16 protein-coding genes are annotated in these 18,835 nt (G+C 53.1%); 9 read left to right on the top strand and 7 right to left on the bottom strand.

Going from position 1 to position 18,835, the window contains the following annotated elements; genetic code table 11:
- Positions 1 to 4 precede the first annotated feature (4 nt).
- Positions 5 to 1,672, bottom strand: a complete 1,668-nt coding sequence (locus HV243_RS03105; RefSeq protein WP_016157510.1) for a propanediol/glycerol family dehydratase large subunit — start codon at positions 1,670 to 1,672, stop codon at positions 5 to 7.
- Between the two features lie 391 nt (positions 1,673 to 2,063).
- Here HV243_RS03105 and HV243_RS03100 point away from each other — a divergent pair, with 391 nt between their 5' ends.
- From HV243_RS03100 to HV243_RS03085, 4 genes are read left to right on the top strand one after another with little or no spacing between them, the layout of a single operon-like run.
- Positions 2,064 to 2,492: a heme-binding protein gene (locus HV243_RS03100; RefSeq protein WP_019077737.1), complete on the top strand. Its 429-nt coding sequence runs from the start codon at positions 2,064 to 2,066 to the stop codon at positions 2,490 to 2,492.
- 22 nt (positions 2,493 to 2,514) lie between these two features.
- Complete coding sequence (gene dhaT, locus HV243_RS03095; RefSeq protein WP_053389288.1) at positions 2,515 to 3,678, top strand: 1,3-propanediol dehydrogenase; 1,164 nt, start codon at positions 2,515 to 2,517, stop codon at positions 3,676 to 3,678.
- 16 nt (positions 3,679 to 3,694) lie between these two features.
- Positions 3,695 to 4,048 (top strand): glycerol dehydratase reactivase beta/small subunit family protein, encoded by a 354-nt coding sequence (locus tag HV243_RS03090; RefSeq protein ID WP_016154583.1) that lies wholly within the window; start codon positions 3,695 to 3,697, stop codon positions 4,046 to 4,048.
- Positions 4,049 to 4,579: a cob(I)yrinic acid a,c-diamide adenosyltransferase gene (locus HV243_RS03085; RefSeq protein ID WP_053389287.1), complete on the top strand. Its 531-nt coding sequence runs from the start codon at positions 4,049 to 4,051 to the stop codon at positions 4,577 to 4,579. It abuts the gene before it with no gap.
- Here the strand turns inward: HV243_RS03085 and dhaR are convergent.
- Together dhaR and HV243_RS03075 are read right to left on the bottom strand one after the other, a co-directional pair.
- Positions 4,557 to 6,482, bottom strand: a complete 1,926-nt coding sequence (dhaR, locus tag HV243_RS03080; protein ID WP_053389286.1) for a dihydroxyacetone kinase operon transcriptional regulator DhaR — start codon at positions 6,480 to 6,482, stop codon at positions 4,557 to 4,559. The two genes, HV243_RS03085 and dhaR, sit on opposite strands and share 23 nt — an antisense overlap.
- A 92-nt stretch (positions 6,483 to 6,574) precedes the next feature.
- Positions 6,575 to 7,672 carry a glycerol dehydrogenase gene (locus HV243_RS03075; protein WP_016154586.1) on the bottom strand — a complete coding sequence of 366 codons (1,098 nt, stop codon included), beginning with the start codon at positions 7,670 to 7,672 and terminating at the stop codon, positions 6,575 to 6,577.
- Positions 7,673 to 8,234: 562 nt separating this feature from the next.
- On the opposite strand from HV243_RS03075, the gene HV243_RS03070 reads away from it, so the two are divergent.
- Entirely contained in the window at positions 8,235 to 9,893 is a 1,659-nt protein-coding gene (locus HV243_RS03070; protein WP_053389285.1) for a glycerone kinase, read from the top strand.
- A 65-nt stretch (positions 9,894 to 9,958) separates the two neighbouring features.
- On the opposite strand, the gene cfa is transcribed toward HV243_RS03070, so the two are convergent.
- Complete coding sequence (cfa, locus tag HV243_RS03065; RefSeq protein ID WP_019077741.1) at positions 9,959 to 11,113, bottom strand: cyclopropane fatty acyl phospholipid synthase; 1,155 nt, start codon at positions 11,111 to 11,113, stop codon at positions 9,959 to 9,961.
- Between the two features lie 67 nt (positions 11,114 to 11,180).
- Here cfa and HV243_RS03060 point away from each other — a divergent pair, with 67 nt between their 5' ends.
- Positions 11,181 to 12,029 carry a helix-turn-helix transcriptional regulator gene (locus tag HV243_RS03060; protein ID WP_016154589.1) on the top strand — a complete coding sequence of 283 codons (849 nt, stop codon included), beginning with the start codon at positions 11,181 to 11,183 and terminating at the stop codon, positions 12,027 to 12,029.
- Here HV243_RS03060 and HV243_RS03055 read toward each other — a convergent pair whose 3' ends face one another.
- Positions 12,030 to 12,803 carry a siderophore-interacting protein gene (locus tag HV243_RS03055; protein ID WP_046276265.1) on the bottom strand — a complete coding sequence of 258 codons (774 nt, stop codon included), beginning with the start codon at positions 12,801 to 12,803 and terminating at the stop codon, positions 12,030 to 12,032.
- Positions 12,804 to 13,038: 235 nt separating this feature from the next.
- Between HV243_RS03055 and HV243_RS03050 the strand changes: the two genes are divergently transcribed.
- A complete protein-coding gene (locus tag HV243_RS03050) occupies positions 13,039 to 13,713 on the top strand; it encodes a PadR family transcriptional regulator (RefSeq protein ID WP_161623113.1) in 675 nt (224 codons plus the stop codon).
- A 53-nt stretch (positions 13,714 to 13,766) separates the two neighbouring features.
- Here the strand turns inward: HV243_RS03050 and HV243_RS03045 are convergent, their stop codons facing one another.
- Positions 13,767 to 15,287 (bottom strand): PAS domain-containing methyl-accepting chemotaxis protein, encoded by a 1,521-nt coding sequence (locus tag HV243_RS03045; protein WP_053389284.1) that lies wholly within the window; start codon positions 15,285 to 15,287, stop codon positions 13,767 to 13,769.
- Between the two features lie 430 nt (positions 15,288 to 15,717).
- Here HV243_RS03045 and ygjG point away from each other — a divergent pair, with 430 nt between their 5' ends.
- Entirely contained in the window at positions 15,718 to 17,097 is a 1,380-nt protein-coding gene (ygjG, locus tag HV243_RS03040) for a putrescine aminotransferase (RefSeq protein WP_049259762.1), read from the top strand.
- 91 nt (positions 17,098 to 17,188) lie between these two features.
- Here the strand turns inward: ygjG and HV243_RS03035 are convergent, their stop codons facing one another.
- Positions 17,189 to 17,521 (bottom strand): tRNA-binding protein, encoded by a 333-nt coding sequence (locus HV243_RS03035; RefSeq protein ID WP_016157522.1) that lies wholly within the window; start codon positions 17,519 to 17,521, stop codon positions 17,189 to 17,191.
- Between the two features lie 209 nt (positions 17,522 to 17,730).
- On the opposite strand from HV243_RS03035, the gene ebgR reads away from it, so the two are divergent.
- Positions 17,731 to 18,714: a transcriptional regulator EbgR gene (gene ebgR, locus HV243_RS03030; RefSeq protein ID WP_053389283.1), complete on the top strand. Its 984-nt coding sequence runs from the start codon at positions 17,731 to 17,733 to the stop codon at positions 18,712 to 18,714.
- Positions 18,715 to 18,835: the final 121 nt, after the last annotated feature.

Raw genomic sequence — 18,835 nt, 5'->3', positions numbered from 1 at the left:
CGCCTTATTCGATCGAGCCGGGCTGAACCACGCCCGCAATATTTTTAATTTCCGCCCAACGTTCGGCAGAGATGCGATAGCCGGTGCCGGGTCCCTGATAATCGTTGATGTCATTAACGGCGCTGACGACGTCGAACTGACGATCCAGAATGGCCGACGTTTGCAGATAATCACCAGTAACACGCTGCCTCAGCATGTTGAGGATATTGCTGGCGATGTCTTCGAAGCCGCTGGAACTCAACGCGCCGACGATATCCAGCCCGGTGATATTGCTTTTCATCATCTCTTCCACGGCAGCCAAATCTTCCACCACATTGCGCGCGGGCATATCTTTGCTGCCGTGAGCGTAAGTGGCGGCGTCCACCTCTTCATCGCTAATCAGCGGCAGGCCCAGTTCGCGGAACACCGCCTGAATGGCGCGCGCGGCCTTATTGCGGATGGCGATTGTCTCCTCTTCCGTGACCGGACGCAGGCCCCCGTCAACCATCAGATCGCGTTGCAGAATGTTGTAATCATCGAAGTCTTCAGCGTCGAAGTTCGACCCGGCAAACATGTTGTCGTAGTTCGGTACCGCGCTATAGCCGGAGAAGATAAAGTCGGTGCCCGGCAGCATCTGCATCAGGGTGCGGGCAGTACGACGAATATCGGAGTGGGAAAAGGTCTGGTCATTGGCGGAGGCCACTTCAAGGTCGAGCATTGAGGCAATCAGGTTTTCCGCCAGCACCGCGCGAATCCCCGACGGCACAGCGCCGGTCATGCCGATACAGCTGACCGCACCGTTTTGTAACCCCTGTACGCCCGCGCCTTTGGTGATAAAAATGCAACGCGACTCCAGATAAAGCATCGATTTACTTTCGGAATAGCCCATCAGCGCTTCCGAGCCGGTGCCGGAGGTGTAGCGCATCTTCAGGCCACGAGAAGCATACGCCGAGGCAAGAAACGCTTTTGACCACGGCGTATCATCGCCATCGGTAAACACCGACTCCGTGCCATATACCGACACCGTTTCGGCGTAGCTGGTTAGCCCGCGCATTCCCAGTTCCAGCTCCGTGGCCTCTTCAACGGAGCATTGCGTCAGCACGCCGGGGCGACCGCATTGGGACCCCACCAGCAGCGCCAGGGCGTTAAACGGCGCATAGCGGGCGATCCCGACCGTTGTTTCCTGTTCGGAAAAGCCACGGATCCCCGCTTCAGCAGCGTCGGCAGCAATCTGTACCGGGTTATCTTTCAGGTTGGTCACGTGGCACTGATTGGAGGGGGTGCGTCTGGCGCGCATTTTTTGCAGCGCCATCATCATCTCCACCACGTTCATTTGCGCCATCACCTCCACCGCTTTCGCCGGGGTGATGGCAGTCGTAATGGCAATGATCTCTTCCCGACTGACGTGGATATCCACCAGCATTCTGGCGATCTCCAGCGCGTCGAGCTGCATGGCGCGCTCGGCCTCGGGCACGTTAATCGCGTAATCGGCAATGAACCGGTCAATCATGTCGAACTCGGCGCGGCTCTTGCCGTCCAGCTCAACAATACGACCATTTTCCACCTTCACCGACGAAGCCGGATCGTAAGGGCTTTCCATTGCGATCAGCCCCTCTTCAGGCCATTCGCCAATTAGCCCATCCTGATTTACAGGCCGCTGGGCAAGCACTTCGAATCGTTTTGATCTTCTCATAGTTTATGGACTCAAAAGATAAAAAATAGGGACGCCGGGCCGTATTGCCGGGGACACAACACCCGGCATTCGCCTTTCATCAGCAATAGCCGAACTCTAAATGAGCAGGACAATAAAAAAATAAAATTAATTTCGTTCCAATTTGGCACGTAATAAAAAACCATCGTTTCATATTGAAACGCGGCTCAGGAATATTCACCGCGAATTGTGACGAGGTTAAATGATCATTATCAATAAACACCGCAACAGGAAACTGAACGTAATATTTTTGAAATTCCCACCCTATTGACTTAATAACGCGGGGCGAGAAAATAAGATAAAGCCAATGATAAAAATAGCTGTTGCGCGATATTTTCGTGACCTCAGCCCTACAACCTTTTCAGGAGAGACTGTGAATAAGAGCCAACAAATCGCCACCATTACGCTGGCGGCTGCAAAGAAAATGGCGCAGGCCGTCGAGGCTAAAGCGCTTGAAATCAACGTTCCGGTGGTGTTTTCCGTGGTGGATCACGGCGGGAACACGCTGCTAATGCAACGTATGGACGACGCGTTTGTCACCAGCTGTGATATCTCTCTTAATAAAGCTTATACCGCCTGCTGCCTGCGACAGGGTACCCATGAAATTACCGATGCGGTACAACCAGGTGCCTCTCTATATGGCTTGCAGCTCACCAATCAACAACGAATTGTTATTTTTGGCGGCGGTTTACCTGTCATATTAAACGGCAAAGTAATCGGTGCCGTTGGCGTAAGTGGCGGTACCGTCGAACAAGACAGATTATTAGCAGAAACCGCATTGAATTGTTTCTCTGAATTATAATTTAAATCTAAGAAGGTATATTATGAGCTATCGTATGTTTGATTACCTGGTGCCAAATGTGAACTTCTTTGGCCCCAATGCTATTTCCGTGGTCGGCGAACGCTGCAAACTGTTGGGCGGTAAAAAAGCGCTGCTGGTCACTGATAAAGGTCTGCGGGCGATTAAAGACGGCGCGGTAGATAAAACCCTCACACATCTGCGTGAAGCCGGTATTGACGTCGTGGTTTTTGACGGCGTTGAGCCAAACCCCAAAGACACCAACGTGCGCGACGGCCTGGAGGTCTTTCGGAAAGAGCATTGCGACATCATCGTTACCGTTGGCGGCGGTAGCCCGCATGACTGCGGTAAAGGCATCGGTATCGCCGCGACTCACGAAGGGGATCTCTACAGCTATGCCGGAATTGAAACCCTGACCAACCCGCTGCCGCCGATCGTAGCGGTGAATACCACCGCCGGGACCGCCAGCGAAGTCACCCGCCACTGCGTGCTGACCAATACCAAAACCAAAGTGAAGTTTGTGATTGTCAGCTGGCGCAACCTGCCGTCGGTCTCTATTAACGATCCGCTGCTGATGCTCGGCAAGCCAGCCCCACTGACTGCGGCCACCGGGATGGACGCCCTGACCCACGCCGTGGAAGCCTACATTTCCAAAGATGCCAACCCGGTCACCGACGCTGCCGCTATCCAGGCGATCCGCCTGATCTCCCGTAACTTGCGTCAGGCCGTGGCGCTGGGCAGCAACCTGAAAGCTCGCGAGAACATGGCCTACGCCTCCCTGCTGGCGGGTATGGCCTTCAACAACGCCAACCTCGGCTACGTTCACGCGATGGCGCATCAGCTTGGCGGTCTTTACGACATGCCGCACGGCGTGGCGAATGCCGTACTGCTGCCGCACGTGGCACGCTATAACCTGATCGCTAACCCGGAAAAATTTGCCGACATCGCAGAGTTTATGGGCGAGAACACGGACGGACTCTCCACCATGGATGCCGCCGAGCTGGCCATTCATGCTATTGCCCGCCTCTCCGCCGACATCGGTATTCCGCAGCATCTGCGCGATCTGGGCGTCAAAGAAGCCGATTTCCCGTATATGGCGGAAATGGCACTGAAGGACGGCAACGCCTTCTCCAACCCGCGCAAAGGGAACGAGAAAGAAATTGCCGAGATCTTCCGTCAGGCATTCTGATAACGCAGGGGGCGCAATGTCACTTTCATCACCGGGCGTACATCTGTTTTATCACTCACGCTGGCAGGGTACTCGCGTGCTTGATGAGCTGTGCTGGGGGCTGGAAGAGCAAGGCGTTCCCTGCCGGGCAATCTGTTGCGACGATCATGACTGCGCGCTGGCGCTCGGCAAACTGGCGGCCAAAAGTTCGGCGCTGCGCGTGGGTCTCGGTCTCAACGCCACCGGTGATATTGCCTTAACCCATGCCCAGTTGCCCGAGGATCGGGCGCTGGTCTGCGGACATACCCGCGCCGGGACAGCACAGATCCGCACGCTCGGTGCCAATGCCGGTCAACTGGTTAAAGTTCTTCCCTTCAGCGAGATAAAATAAATGTACCGCATCTATACCCGAACCGGTGATAACGGCACGACCGCGCTGTTTGGCGGCAGCCGTATCGATAAAGACGACATCCGCGTTGAGGCCTACGGCACGGTGGATGAACTGATTTCCCAGCTTGGCGTCTGCTATGCCAGCACGCGCCAGGCCGAGCTACGCCAGGAATTGCACGCTATGCAGAAGATGCTGTTCGTACTGGGGGCGGAACTCGCCAGCGATCAGAAAGGACTCACACGCTTAAAACAGCGTATTGGCAAAGAGGATATTCAGGCGCTGGAGCAGCTTATTGACCGCAATATGGCGCAAAGCGGCCCGCTCAAAGAGTTTGTTATTCCGGGGAAAAATCTGGCATCGGCACAACTGCACGTTGCGCGAACCCTGACGCGTCGGCTGGAGCGGATCCTCATTGCGATGGGCAGAACGCTGACGTTACGCGATGAGGCCAGGCGTTATATCAACCGGCTGTCGGATGCGCTGTTCTCGATGGCCAGAATCGAAGAAACTACTCCAGATGTTTGCGCTTAAACTGGCTGGCATCAATGTCGTACTGCTTCATCTTACGCCACAAGGTGGTGCGACCAATATTCAGCAGTTGCGACATCTCCTGAACACGCCCACTGGTCACGCGGGCGGCATGGATAATCGCCTCTTTCTCGATGGCGGTAAAGGTCAGGCTGGCGGGCAGCAGTGAAGACGCCGTTTCCAGACCAGGACGTTCGGCAAACAGATAATCCGGCAGATTGCTCAGCCGAATATGGCCGTTATCACTGCTGATGGCGATGTTTTCAATAATGCTGTTCAGCTCAAAATCATTACCCGGCCACGAATAGGCCACCAGCTGTGCCAATGCGTCGTCGTCGATCTTCAGGCTGGATGAAAAGCGTTTTTTCAGGCTATTCAACCGCGTATAAATCAGCGATGGAATACTGTTACGCCGCGCCCGCAGCGGCGGGATAACGATCTCAAAAGAGTGCAGCGCGTAATACAACTGACGGCTAAAGCGGTTTTGCTCCACCAGATTCGCGAGATCAACCGTGGTGGTAGCGATCACTTTGACATCCACCGGAATCAGCCGCCGGGCATCCAGGCGTGTTAAAACGCCCTGCTTAATCACCTGCAGCAACGCGGATTGTAACTCCGGCGCCAGATATTCAATTTTTTCCAGAAACAGCGTGCCGCCGTTCGCCAGTTCAAGACGGCTCAGCCGACCGTTTTCATCATCAGTAGGCGCACTGCCCATAAAATCCTGCCCCAGTACGCTGTTGGCATACAGCTGGCAGTTCACGGCGATATACGGCCCGCTGGCGCGTTCGCTTTCATTGTGAATGGCCTGACTCAGTAGCTCTTTACCGACGCCCTCTTCCCCGCACAGCAGGATCGGGAAACTTCCCCTCGCCGCCTGACGACCGAAATGGATCAAGCGTCGGGTTTCTGGATCGTCTGTCGACATCTGCTCAAAGGTGTGGCTCACCTTGCCGAGCTGGCTGGTCATCAGTTGACGCATTTGCTCCACCGGATGCAGCAGCAGGATAAAGCTGTTGCCCTGCTCTTCAACAATCGGTTTCAGGGTGATGACGGCATCAACAAACTGGTGCTGGCTTTCAAAGGTGACTTCGACATGATTCAGGCCGCGGGCATGTTTGATCGCCCGACGCAGCAGCATGGGGAGATTGAGCAGGTCGTTAATATTCTTCCCCTGGCTGGCCTGCGCGTCGAGATGCAAAAGCAGCGCCGCGCGCGCATTGAGGAACTGCAATACGCCCTGTTCGTTCCAGGCCATCACGCCATCATCCATACTCTCCAGCAGCCCGTACATCTGGTTCAGATGGCGGTTGGATTCAGCCAGCAGGCTGTCAGTCAGCAATGAGTTGCCGACTTCTCTGGCAATCGCCAGCGTCAGGGATAAATCAGAAACGCACTCATGCTCTACCAGACAGCACAGCGAGATGGAGCCAAACAGTCGACCATGGTTATCGAATACTGGCGTAGAGCAGAACGACCACGGATGCAACGCCTGTTTAAAGTGCTGATCGCCAGAGGTTTTTGTCGGTTGCCCCGGCATCGTCGCCAGCGACAACGCGCAGCTGCCAATAATGCTTTCCGCACAGTAACTGCCGTCGCGAAAACCGAGCTCCGCCAGTTGCTCCACCGTCTGCGGATCGCCGCAACGGCTGAGAATACAGGCTGATTCATCCAGAATTAGCAACGCGCACGGACGGCCGTCCATAAACTCCCAGGCATCTTCCAGCGCGGCCTGAGCAATCGTCAGCAGCGCCGTTTTGCGACGACAGATCGACTCAAAGGTCAGGCCCTGCGCCTGATGCGGCGCCTGCCAGGTTTCCCGCTGCATAAACTTGCCGCAACGATGCCATGACTGGGCAATGACCGAAGAGACTTCCTTCCCAATGTCCTGAGTGTGCGTCGTCATATCCCTTTCCGCTGTTTTACCATAGACAACCCCTCCGGCAGAGACTGTCAGAGGGGGGAGAAGATGCCGGATAAAAACTTACCGACGACTGATTAACGCGCCAGCCACTGCTGTCCCAGCAGGTCTGCCGTCAGTATCGCGGCATGTACGCTCTCAGGCGTCACCGGGAACGGCATATTGTGGATGGTTTCACCTTCTGCGCAGGTCGCTTTGGCTACGGCCATGATCTTGCCGTCAATGTCGTCTTTCACGCCCATTTCCGCTAACGTTACCGGCAGGCCTACTTTCTGACAGAAATTCAGCACGGTTTCGATCTCTTCCATCGGGCTGTTTTGCAGCACCAGCTGCGCCAGCGTACCAAAGGCGACTTTTTCACCGTGGTACAAATGGTGACACTCTTCCAGAATCGTAAAACCGTTGTGGATAGCATGCGCCCCTGCAAGACCGCTGCTTTCAAAGCCGATGCCGCTGAGGTAAGTGTTCGCTTCGACAATACGCTCCAGCGCATCAGTCACCACGCCAGCCTGCGCGGCAAAGCGTGCCTTTTCGCCTTCCGCCAGCAGGGTATCATAGCACAGGCGCGCCAGGCTCAGCGCCGCTACGGTGGACTGTCCGCCCGCCATGCTGGTCGCTCTGGCGTCATAACAGGCTTTCGCTTCAAACCAGGTTGAGAGCGCATCGCCCATCCCGGCCACCAGCAGGCGTACCGGCGCTTTGGCAATGATTGCGGTGTCCATCACCACCATATCCGGGTTTTTCGGGTAGATCAGATACTCTTCAAACTCACCGGCTTCGGTATAGATAACCGACAGCGCGCTGGTTGGCGCATCGGTAGAGGCGATAGTCGGGATCACCACCACCGGTAGCTTCTGGTAGTAACCAATCGCTTTGGCGGTATCCAACGTTTTCCCGCCGCCAATCCCAACCACGCCGCGGCAACCGTGCTGTTTCAGAATGGCAATCAGGCGATTAATTTCAATATGGCTGCATTCACCGTTGAAGCGTTCCGCGTGGCAGCTAATGTCGTGGCTGTGCAGGCCATTGAGTACCTTCTCTCCCGCCAGCTTCATCACGAAGTCATCCGCAATCACGAAAAAGCTGTCCGCCAGATTTTTAGCGTATTGACCAAATAAGGTGGAAGCGTCAGGGCCCTGGAGATATTTGGCTGGAGATTGAATAACTTTTAGCATTCCTTTCATCCTCAAATAAGTACATGTTTTTACATGGTGAGCCCTGGCGTTAACCTGTTTGGCCTGTTGCTGTCGGCAAAAACAGGAGGTACCGGAGCGATGCAATAACTGTATGGCGAGGCGTGAACAAAAAAATCTTTCGTCATTTTGTTCTGATATGAAACAGATAAAAACGACGAACGTTCCATTCTGGAACGCTTATCCACAAAAATGATAAGGTTTGCGATCCCGATCCGTACATTTACCCCCAAATCTCCGGCAAACACGAAGCTCAGTTCCTCTTTTACTCATGCAGTTGTATTAAAACCGGCAAAAAAAAGGCTGACTGCGCCGTATGAGCGGCGCTGATCGCAGGAGAAAAAAGTCGAGCGAGCTCGCATTATGATCATTCCCCGTCTTTTTAAGTTTCATTTCGGAACAAAAAACAGCATCAACGTTCCGTAATGAAACTCATTTTAGCGTTGTTTTTTTCCACGCTGACTTCGCCAGAATCTCTTCATTGCCTCCGCACCATGATCCTACATTCGGGGGTTTGTCTTTCACTCAACCTCGAGGAGCCGTTATGTCTCAATTCTTTTTTAACCAACGCACCCATCTTGTGAGCGACGTCATCGACGGGGCGATTATCGCCAGCCCGTGGAATAACCTGGCGCGTCTGGAAAGCGATCCGGCCATTCGCATCGTGGTCCGTCGTGACCTTAATAAAAATAACGTAGCGGTCATTTCCGGCGGCGGTTCGGGACACGAACCCGCGCACGTTGGGTTTATCGGTAAAGGCATGCTAACCGCTGCGGTCTGCGGCGATGTTTTCGCCTCCCCGAGCGTGGATGCAGTACTGACCGCCATTCAGGCGGTGACCGGTGAGGCTGGCTGTTTGTTGATTGTGAAAAACTACACCGGTGACCGTCTTAATTTCGGTCTCGCCGCCGAGAAGGCGCGTCGCCTTGGCTATAACGTTGAAATGCTGATTGTCGGCGACGACATCTCCCTGCCGGATAACAAACACCCACGTGGCATTGCGGGAACTATCCTGGTGCATAAAATCGCAGGCTATTTTGCCGAACGCGGCTATAACCTCGCCACCGTCCTGCGTGAAGCGCAGTACGCAGCCAGCAACACCTTTAGCCTGGGCGTAGCGCTTTCCAGCTGTCATCTGCCGCAAGAAACCGACGCAGCCCCTCGTCATCATCCGGGTCATGCGGAGCTGGGTATGGGCATTCACGGCGAACCAGGCGCATCGGTTATCGACACCCAAAACAGTGCGCAAGTGGTAAACCTGATGGTGGATAAACTGCTGGCCGCCCTGCCTGAAACCGGTCGTCTGGCGGTGATGATTAATAATCTTGGCGGCGTTTCCGTGGCCGAAATGGCCATCATCACCCGCGAACTCGCCAGCAGCCCGCTGCACTCGCGTATCGACTGGCTAATTGGCCCGGCCTCGCTGGTCACCGCGCTGGATATGAAAGGCTTCTCACTGACGGCCATAGTGCTGGAAGAGAGCATCGAAAAAGCACTGCTCACCGAAGTGGAAACCAGCAACTGGCCGACGCCGGTCCCACCACGTGAAATCACCTGTGTAGCGTCATCTCAGCGTAGCGCCCGCGTGGAATTCCAGCCTTCGGCAAACGCCCTGGTGGCCGGGATTGTGGAGCTGGTCACCGCAACCCTTTCCGATCTGGAGACTCATCTGAATGCGCTGGATGCCAAAGTCGGCGATGGCGATACCGGTTCGACCTTTGCCGCCGGCGCGCGTGAAATTGCCAGCCTGCTGCATCGCCAGCAACTGCCGCTGGATAACCTTGCCACGCTGTTCGCGCTGATTGGCGAACGTCTGACCGTGGTGATGGGCGGTTCCAGCGGTGTGCTGATGTCAATCTTCTTTACCGCCGCCGGGCAGAAACTGGAACAGGGCGCTAACGTTGTCGAAGCGCTAAATACGGGGCTGGCGCAGATGAAGTTCTACGGCGGCGCAGACGAAGGCGATCGCACGATGATTGATGCGCTGCAACCGGCCCTGACTTCGCTGCTCACACAGCCGAAAAATCTGCAGGCCGCATTCGACGCCGCGCAAGCGGGAGCCGAACGAACCTGTTTGTCGAGCAAAGCCAATGCGGGTCGCGCATCGTATCTGAGCAGCGAAAGCCTGCTCGGAAACATGGACCCCGGCGCGCACGCCGTAGCGATGGTGTTTAAAGCGCTAGCGGAGAGTGAGCTGGGCTAAGATGTAACAAGGAGCGCTTCTCAGGTATTTACTGCCTGATGGCGCTTCGCTTATCAGGCAGAACGTTAACGATACACGCGGATCCCGCCCTCTACGCCGCGACTAAACAGTACCTGCCAAAGTTCAATATCTCTGGCGCGGAAAGCCCCGGCGCAGGCGCATAAATAGTAGTTAAACATTCTTCTGAAGGTGGCGGAATAACGTGATGACAGCTCCGGCCATGCTTGATTAAAGCGCTCGTGCCACGCCATTAGCGTTTTATCGTAATCGCTGCCAAAGTTATGCCAGTCTTCCATCACAAACCGCGATTCGCTGGCTTCGGCAATATGGGAGATCGCCGGTAAGCAGCCGTTCGGGAAAATGTATTTATTGATCCACGGATCGACGCTCATCCCTTTTTTATTGCTACCAATGGTATGTAGCAGGAACAGTCCGTCCGGTTTTAAACAACGGTCGGCGATGCTGAAATAAGTGTCGTAGTTTTTTGGCCCGACATGTTCAAACATCCCCACGGAGACAATGCGATCGTAGTGTTTATCGAGGTCGCGATAATCCTGCAGCAGAATCTTAACGTCCAGTCCTTCACAGCGCTGCTGCGCCATTTTTTGCTGCTCTTTGGAAATGGTGACGCCTTCCACCGCCACGCCATAATGACGCGCCGCATATTCCGCCAGCCCACCCCAGCCACAACCAATATCGAGTAAACGCATACCCGGTTTAAGTTGTAGCTTCTCACAGATCATTTTTAATTTAGCATTTTGCGCATCGTCTAATGTGGTCGCATCTTTCCAGTAAGCGCAGGAATATTGCATATGCGGATCAAGCATCAGCGCAAAGAGATCGTTACCAATATCATAATGTTCTTTGCCGACAATCCACGCGCGGCTCCGCGACTGCAAATTAAACAGGCGTGCGCTGGCAATACGTAAAATATCTTTCAGGTTACCCGGCATCTGCTGGTCAAGTTTTGCTTTCAGGATTTTGCAGAACAGAATATCGAGCCGCTCGCAGTCCCACCAGCCTTCCATATAGCTTTCGCCAAGCCCTAATGAACCTTGTTGCAGTACCCGTTTAAAGAAACCGGCATGATGAAGTTGAATGTCCCAGGCACGGGAGCCATTAATCCTGATATCTGCTTGCGAAAGCAGCTCTTTTCCCATTCGGGTCCAGTTATCATTTGTTTCATTGACGATGACAGCATCTGAACAAAGCGAGTTCATGGTATTTACCAAAGGTGGGCTAAAAATTCTTACGCAAGATTATTATGGAAAAAAGAGTGTATGTATTATGATCCGCGGACAAGATCTATCGAGCAGCGGACACACCATCGGGAGCATTGACGATCTATTTATGGAAACTCTCGTGCAAAAACAGTGGAACTCCTTCCCGGATAACTCCATGACGGAACTGCCGCAGGATGTTTACTTTCGCTCGTATGTCCTGGAAGCCAATCATCATGTTCCACAGCATTCACACTCTTTTATGCAGTTTCATTTCGCCCGCAAAGGCAGTATGCGTATTGATGTTGCCGGCAAGTGCTGGATAATCCCGGCGCATTATGGCATCTGGATCCCGAATCATACGGAGCATGCGGTTTGGGCATTGGATGATGTGCATTTAGAGAATCTGGATATTAAACCGAGCTTTCTTGAAGAGAGCATCAATGAATGTAAAGTGGTGGCTATCAGTGATTTCGCCAGAGAGTTTATTCATTACGCCACGAATTTAATTTCGGGCCATTATGATAGCCAGTCAAAAGAGGGCAAGCTGGTTAGCGTCCTGGTCGACATTATTCTGCAGCTTCCGGAAGTCGCTTTTGTATTACCCTGGCCGCAGGATCGCGAATTAACCAAAGTTTGCCGAACAATACAAGAATCCCCGGCGCTGGAGCATTCGGTTGAATACTGGGCGCAGCATCTGGGTATGTCTGCCCGTACCTTTTCACGCCATTTCAAAAAAGAAACCGGATTGCCTTTCAGCGTCTGGAAGCAAAAAATGCGTATTCTGGAATCCGTATTAATGCTGAAGAAAAATAAAAGCGTGACCGCCGTGGCGCTCGACGTAGGGTATTCAAGCACCGCGGCATTTAGCTACGCATTCCGCCAGGCGTTTGGCGTTCCGCCATCTAATTACTGATTAACGACGCTGATGCCAGTAAGCCGCTGCGCGAACAAGTTGCTGATCGAACGCCTCGCTTTCAAAGCGAGCACTCAGGTTTTTGACCACCTTACCTTCGCCGGTAATCCAGATGTAGTAATCATCTGCGGGTACGCTTAGCTGCGATAAGTGTTCATTCACCGCCTGTTCGTCATGGCCGATAAACCACTGAATAGTAAATCCGTCAAGATGGGCAAAATAGTCCTGGTACGCGGCATCCTGCACACTTACCAGCGCCGTGATGTTCGGACGTACCGCTAAACGGCTGAGCGACTCCAGGCGTCGGCGCAGCGCAGGCATTCCCGATTCATCACACACGTAAACCTGATACGCATAGTCCTCTGGCACCACCAAAGAACCGCGCGGTCCACCTACCGTCAGCTTGTCACCCTCGCGGGCATTCATCGCCCACGTACTTGCCACGCCACCGTCATGAATATAGAAATCCAGTGCCAGCTCATGGCGTGCTTCGTCATACAACGGCGTGTAATCACGGGATATCGGACGCACGCCGTCAGCCCAGACAATACCTTCATCGGTGACAACCGGCGGCACAAAGTGGCTGCCCGGTTCAGGGAAAAAGACCTTGGTATGGTCATCAAAGCCGTGTGAGCTAAAACCATCCAGAGCGTCACCGCCCAGTACAATGCGCTGAAATCCCGCGCTAATACGTTCGACGCGCAGGACAGTAAGTTCCCGAAAACGCAGTTCATTGCGAACGCGCTGCGGGTAGCGTGAGGTGTTTTTTGTCATTTTTTCGCCTTCGGAAAGATAATACGATATATCTAAATTAATTTTTAAATGATAATGATTGCTAATCAGCAAGATTGCAAGCACTTTTTTGATATAGTCGACTTCTGATTAACTGACTAACGCACGCCTTTAAAAAAGATAAAAATCATCAAGTTAAATAAAAAATATTTTATAGCCTTGCACCAAAACAATATTTAGATATAAATTAGATATATCTAAAACACATCAGGAGACGATGATGCAAAACCATCATGAAGGTTGCTGCAAGCATACAGAGCACCAACACGAAGGCTGCTGCAAGGGTGAAGGACATCACCACGAAGGCCGCCACAACGAACACCATGCAGGTTGCTGCAAAGGTGAAGAACATCGCCATGAAGGCTGCAACAAAGAACATCACCACGAACAGGGTTGTGGACACCGCCACGGTCGCGGCGGCGGTCGTCGCCAGCGCTTCTTCGGTCACGGAGAATTACGCCTGGTCATTCTGGATATCCTGACCCGCGATGCCAGCCACGGCTATGAGCTGATTAAAGCGATTGAAACCCTGACTCAGGGCAACTATACCCCGAGCCCGGGCGTCGTCTATCCGACGCTGGATTTCTTGCAGGATCAAGAGCTGATCACCATCAGCGACGAGGAAGGTGGGCGTAAACAGATTGCGATCACAACCCAGGGCCAGCAGTGGCTGGATGAAAATCGTGAGCATCTGGAACATATCCACGAACGTATTAAAGCCCGCTGCGTGGGTTTTGAATTACGCAAGAACCCGCAGATGAAACGCGCGCTGGAGAACTTCAAAGCCGTGCTGGACCTACGGGTCAATCATGGTGATACCAGCGATGCGCAGATCAAAAAAATCATCGGTATTATCGATCGCGCTGCGCTGGATATTACTCAACTGGATTAATCTACAGAGCAGGCGGAACGCGTTTGCCCTGCGTTCCGCCTTTATCGTTAATATTAATGTAGCACCGTAACCGCATCTTCCAGACGACCAGCGCGATGTTTCACCATCGCGGAAATCTGGGCGCTCTCTTCAACCAGTTCGGCGTTTTTCTGCGTAATGTTGCTTAATTCATTCACTGCGCGAGTCAGGCTCGAAAGACCATCTGACTGTTCCAGCGTTGAGTGACTGATTTGGGCGATCAACTGCGTCACGTTTTGCACCTGCGCCACAATATCATCCATCGTGCGCCCTGCGGCGTGAACCTGGTCGGATCCGGACTGCACCTTATCGGCGCTGGCATCAATCAGCTTGCGGATATCATTGGCTGCACTGGCGCTGCGGCTGGCAAGATGACGCACTTCTCCCGCCACCACGGCGAACCCTTTCCCCTGCTCACCCGCCCGTGCGGCTTCAACAGCGGCGTTCAGGGCCAGAATATTAGTCTGGAAAGCAATATCGTTAATCAGCGTGGTAATGGTGCCGATCCGCTGGGTGCTGTTGGCGATATCGTCCATAGTTTTGATGACGGTATCCATCGCCTCGCCGCCGTGCGTCGCCGCGCTGCTGGCTGCAATGGAGAGCTTGTCGGCCGCGGCGGCGGTCTCTGAGTTTTGCTTCACCGATGCCGCCATCTGATTCATGGTGGTCACCGTTTCCTGCACGTTCTCTACGGTCTGCTGCGTATGCTTGTTTAAATCATCGCTGCCTTTCGCCAGCGTTTCGCTGTCGCTGCGCACACAGCTCACCTGACTGGAGACATCATGGATGAGCCAACGGCACATTAGCCCCAGTTGCCCAACCGCTCGCAGCATCAGGCCCAGTTCATCACTGCGGTTAAGATGCGACACGCTGTTTCGTTCACCGGTCGCCACTTTTAGCGCCTGACGAGCGACATTCTCAATAGGACGCACAATCTGCCATTCGAAAATAGCCGTTCCCAGCATCATCACCAGCGCGCTTATCAGCATTAACGGCCATTCGGCGCCCATTTGCTGCAATGCGGCCGCCAGTACGATAAACATAATTGCCATTACGCTGCGCACTCGCCAGCGAATCGGCAGCGCCGGGAGTTTACCCAGCCAGCCTTTGCGTACCACCAGTCCTTTATGGATACGTCGGTTGCAACGCCCTTCATTCAGCGCTTTATATAAAGGCTCTACCGCCGCAATCTCCTCGTCAGTGGCCCGGGTACGAATCGACATATATCCGGTGACACGACCTTCCCGCACCATCGGCACCGCATTGGCCCTTACCCAGTAGTGATCGCCATTCTTACGCCGGTTTTTCACAATCCCGCTCCATGGCTCGCCCTGTTTCAGGGTGTACCACATATCCGCAAACGCCGCTTTTGGCATATCCGGATGACGAACCAGATTGTGCGGCTTATCAAGCAATTCATTCAGTTGATAGCCACTGACCTGGACAAAAGTATCGTTCGCGTGGGTGATATAGCTTTGTAAATCGGTGGTCGACATGAGGGTGATATCATCATCCAGCGGTGTATTTTGCTGACTAACGTAGGGATGAGAAGACATGATTGCGTCCTGTGCAGGTTATCTGGTTGTTAACTCTTTCGGCTTATGTTATTTCGGCGATAATTTTTTTATCTTTAGTTGTTAAATTTGATTTAGATCGCAATTTGCGATTAAACCTCAAAATCTGTACGCATTCTAATCCATTGATTTAAAATACTTTCATCCAGTAACTATTCAACTGCACTTCTACCAACGCACCGTCACAGTGCAAATATTGCTCACTTTTAGCGCAGAAAAGTGCTTTTCCGATCTGTTTTCGCGGTCTTAACCTGGGCAAAATGCCAGCAAATGTTAAACATCAGCATTAAATGTTGCGTGAATGAGATGTTTCCTGGTGTTTATCCCGATTTTTGCTAAGCGCGCCGGAATGGCGCAATCACTGCAATACTTAAATCAGTATCATGTGATACGCGAGCTCCGGGAGCATATTTTGAACAGGTTACCTTCCAGCGCATCGGCCCTGGCCTGCAGCGCACACGCACTGAATCTCATCGAAAAGCGCACGCTTGATCATGAGGAAATGAAATCATTAAACCGAGAGGTGATTGAATACTTCAAGGAGCATGTCAATCCGGGGTTCTTAGAGTATCGAAAATCTGTAACTGCAGGCGGGGATTACGGAGCCGTAGAGTGGCAAGCGGGAAGCCTGAATACGCTTGTCGACACCCAGGGGCAGGAGTTCGTCGATTGCCTGGGTGGATTTGGAATTTTCAACGTGGGGCACCGTAATCCAGTCGTGGTTTCCGCCGTACAGAATCAACTCGCGAAACAACCTCTGCACAGCCAGGAGTTACTTGACCCTCTGCGGGCCATGCTGGCAAAAACCCTCGCCGCGCTGGCACCAGGTAAACTGAAATACAGTTTTTTCTGTAACAGCGGGACCGAGTCGGTTGAAGCCGCTCTGAAGCTGGCGAAAGCGTATCAATCGCCGCGCGGTAAATTTACGTTCATTGCCACCAGCGGCGCATTCCACGGCAAATCATTGGGAGCACTGTCCGCCACGGCTAAATCAACCTTCCGCAAACCCTTTATGCCGCTGCTGCCAGGTTTCCGCCATGTACCGTTTGGCGATATTAACGCGATGCGCACCATGCTCAGCGAGTGTAAAAAGACTGGTGACGACGTCGCAGCCGTGATCCTCGAACCTATCCAGGGTGAAGGGGGCGTGATCCTGCCACCGCAAGGGTATTTGCCCGCCGTGCGTAAACTTTGCGATGAGTTTGGCGCGCTGATGATCCTTGATGAAGTGCAGACCGGCATGGGTCGTACCGGCAAAATGTTCGCCTGCGAGCACGAAAACGTGCAGCCCGACATTATGTGTCTGGCCAAGGCGCTGGGCGGCGGCGTGATGCCAATTGGCGCAACTATTGCCACCGAAGAGGTGTTTTCCGTCCTGTTCGACAATCCCTTCTTGCATACCACCACGTTTGGCGGCAACCCGCTCGCTTGTGCGGCTGCGTTAGCCACCATTAACGTCCTGCTGGAGCAAAATTTACCGGCTCAGGCGGAGCAGAAAGGCGATATGTTGCTGGATGGTTTCCGCCAGCTTGCGCGGGAGTACCCAGACCTGGTGCATGATGTACGCGGTAAAGGCATGCTGATGGCAATTGAGTTTGTCGATAATGAAATCGGCTACAACTTTGCCAGTGAGATGTTCCGCCAGCGGGTACTGGTTGCCGGCACGCTAAACAATGCAAAGACGATCCGTATCGAACCGCCGTTAACGTTAACGATCGAGCAATGCGATCTGGTATTGCGATCGACACGCAAAGCCCTGGCAGCATTACGGGTGAGCGTGGAGCAGGTGTAATACATGTCGGATGGCGCTGCGCATCTCAGGCTTACGGGATCAAATGTAGGTCGGCTAAAAGCCGTAGCCGCCATCCGGCAATTAGCACAACTTAAACAATCCGCACACCCGCAGGCATAAGGCGTTCTGGCGTCAGCAGCACGCTTTCGCTGCCATCGTCCGTCTCAGCGCAGAGCAACATGCATTCTGACGTTTCCCCGCGCATTTTGGCCTTTTGCAGATTACACAGCACCACCACCGTTTTCCCCATCAATTCCTCTTCGCTGTAATAAGGCACCAGGCTGGTCACGGTTTGCAGCGTACGCTCTCCCACATCCACCTGCACGATATACAGCTTATCAGCATTGTCATGGCGCTTTACCTGTGCGATTTTTCCAACACGTATTTCCATTCGGGCAAAATCAGCAAATGCGACGGTATCCATTGTGTTCTCCTTTGGTAAAATTTTACTAAATACTAGCAAAATATTTCCTTGGCATGGTTCTCAAAAGCGGGAAAATGACGTAGTCATCACACTCTAAAAGCCCAGTCTTACCCCAGGCATGTCAATTAAACGTACTTTTTTTACTGAAAACAGATGAATAGATAAGCACTTCATTTACAATGCGCAGGTAAATCAGGGAAAAGGCAAACATGGCAACACTTAAAGACATCGCAATCGAAGCTGGCGTGTCCCTGGCGACAGTGTCCCGGGTTTTAAACGATGACCCCACGCTGAATGTAAAAGAAGAGACCAAGCATCGCATTCTGGAGATCGCGGAAAAACTGGAGTACAAAACCAGCAGTGCTCGTAAAAACCAGACCAGCGCGCTCGGCCCCCAGCATATTCTGGCGCTCTACAGCTACCAGCAGGATTTGGAAATCAACGATCCTTACTATCTCGCGATCCGTCACGGAATAGAAACCCAGTGTGAGAAGCTGGGGATCGAACTGACCAACTGCTATGAGCACAGTGGGCTGCCGGAGAGCAAAAACATTACCGGCATTCTTATTGTCGGCAAGCCTTCTCCGGTTTTGCGTAATGCAGCAGCAGCGCTTACTGACAACATCTGCTTTATCGATTTCCATGAACCCGGCAGCGAATATGACGCCGTCGATATCGATCTGGCCCGCATCAGTAAAGAGAGTATCGACTACTTCATCGCCCAGGGCGTCACTCGCATTGGCTTCATCGGCGGTGAAGACGAACCCGGCAAGGCAGATATCCGTGAAGCCGCGTTTGTCGAATACGGTCGTCTGCAGCAGGTCGTTTCTGAACAGGACATCTATCGCGGCGGTTTCTCCAGTTCATCAGGGTATGAACTGGCCAAAAAAATGCTGGCGAAAGCCGACTATCCCGGTGCCCTGTTTGTGGCTTCAGACTCGATTGCTATTGGCGTTCTGCGCGCCATTCACGAGCGTGGCCTGAACATTCCGCAGGACATTTCGCTGATTAGCGTTAATGATATCCCGACAGCGCGCTTCACCTTTCCTCCGCTTTCCACCGTTCGCATCCATTCAGAAATGATGGGCAGTCAGGGCGTCAACCTGCTGTTTGAGAAAGCCCGCGATGGGCGTGCGCTTCCTCTGCTGGTTTTTGTTCCCAGCAAGCTGAAACTGCGCGGCACCACCCGCTAAAATCCCCAGTAAACACGCCCGGTTTCTTCTGATGCCGGGCGCGCATTGTCATGCATTATTTTCTGCGCCCCATTATTTTCGTGATCCAGTTAAAGTAAATCACCTCACTCACTATATTTTA

Source organism: Citrobacter sp. RHBSTW-00599 (assembly GCF_013784065.1).
In the GTDB taxonomy this organism is placed as follows: Bacteria; Pseudomonadota; Gammaproteobacteria; order Enterobacterales; family Enterobacteriaceae; genus Citrobacter; species Citrobacter braakii.
The sequence above is the reverse complement of the archived record's forward strand: the minus strand, read 5'-3'. Positions and strand labels throughout refer to the sequence as shown.

Excerpts from the sequence above, each read along its gene's own strand:
- HV243_RS03105 (WP_016157510.1), bottom strand. The coding sequence starts at position 1,672 with ATGAGAAGATCAAAACGATTCGAAGTGCTTGCCCAGCGGCCTGTAAAT.
- dhaT (WP_053389288.1), top strand. The coding sequence starts at position 2,515 with ATGAGCTATCGTATGTTTGATTACCTGGTGCCAAATGTGAACTTCTTT.
- HV243_RS03090 (WP_016154583.1), top strand. The coding sequence starts at position 3,695 with ATGTCACTTTCATCACCGGGCGTACATCTGTTTTATCACTCACGCTGG.
- HV243_RS03085 (WP_053389287.1), top strand. The coding sequence starts at position 4,049 with ATGTACCGCATCTATACCCGAACCGGTGATAACGGCACGACCGCGCTG.
- dhaR (WP_053389286.1), bottom strand. The coding sequence starts at position 6,482 with ATGACGACGCACACTCAGGACATTGGGAAGGAAGTCTCTTCGGTCATT.
- HV243_RS03075 (WP_016154586.1), bottom strand. The coding sequence starts at position 7,672 with ATGCTAAAAGTTATTCAATCTCCAGCCAAATATCTCCAGGGCCCTGAC.
- HV243_RS03070 (WP_053389285.1), top strand. The coding sequence starts at position 8,235 with ATGTCTCAATTCTTTTTTAACCAACGCACCCATCTTGTGAGCGACGTC.
- cfa (WP_019077741.1), bottom strand. The coding sequence starts at position 11,113 with ATGAACTCGCTTTGTTCAGATGCTGTCATCGTCAATGAAACAAATGAT.
- HV243_RS03060 (WP_016154589.1), top strand. The coding sequence starts at position 11,181 with ATGATCCGCGGACAAGATCTATCGAGCAGCGGACACACCATCGGGAGC.
- HV243_RS03055 (WP_046276265.1), bottom strand. The coding sequence starts at position 12,803 with ATGACAAAAAACACCTCACGCTACCCGCAGCGCGTTCGCAATGAACTG.
- HV243_RS03050 (WP_161623113.1), top strand. The coding sequence starts at position 13,039 with ATGATGCAAAACCATCATGAAGGTTGCTGCAAGCATACAGAGCACCAA.
- HV243_RS03045 (WP_053389284.1), bottom strand. The coding sequence starts at position 15,287 with ATGTCTTCTCATCCCTACGTTAGTCAGCAAAATACACCGCTGGATGAT.
- HV243_RS03035 (WP_016157522.1), bottom strand. The coding sequence starts at position 17,521 with ATGGATACCGTCGCATTTGCTGATTTTGCCCGAATGGAAATACGTGTT.
- ebgR (WP_053389283.1), top strand. The coding sequence starts at position 17,731 with ATGGCAACACTTAAAGACATCGCAATCGAAGCTGGCGTGTCCCTGGCG.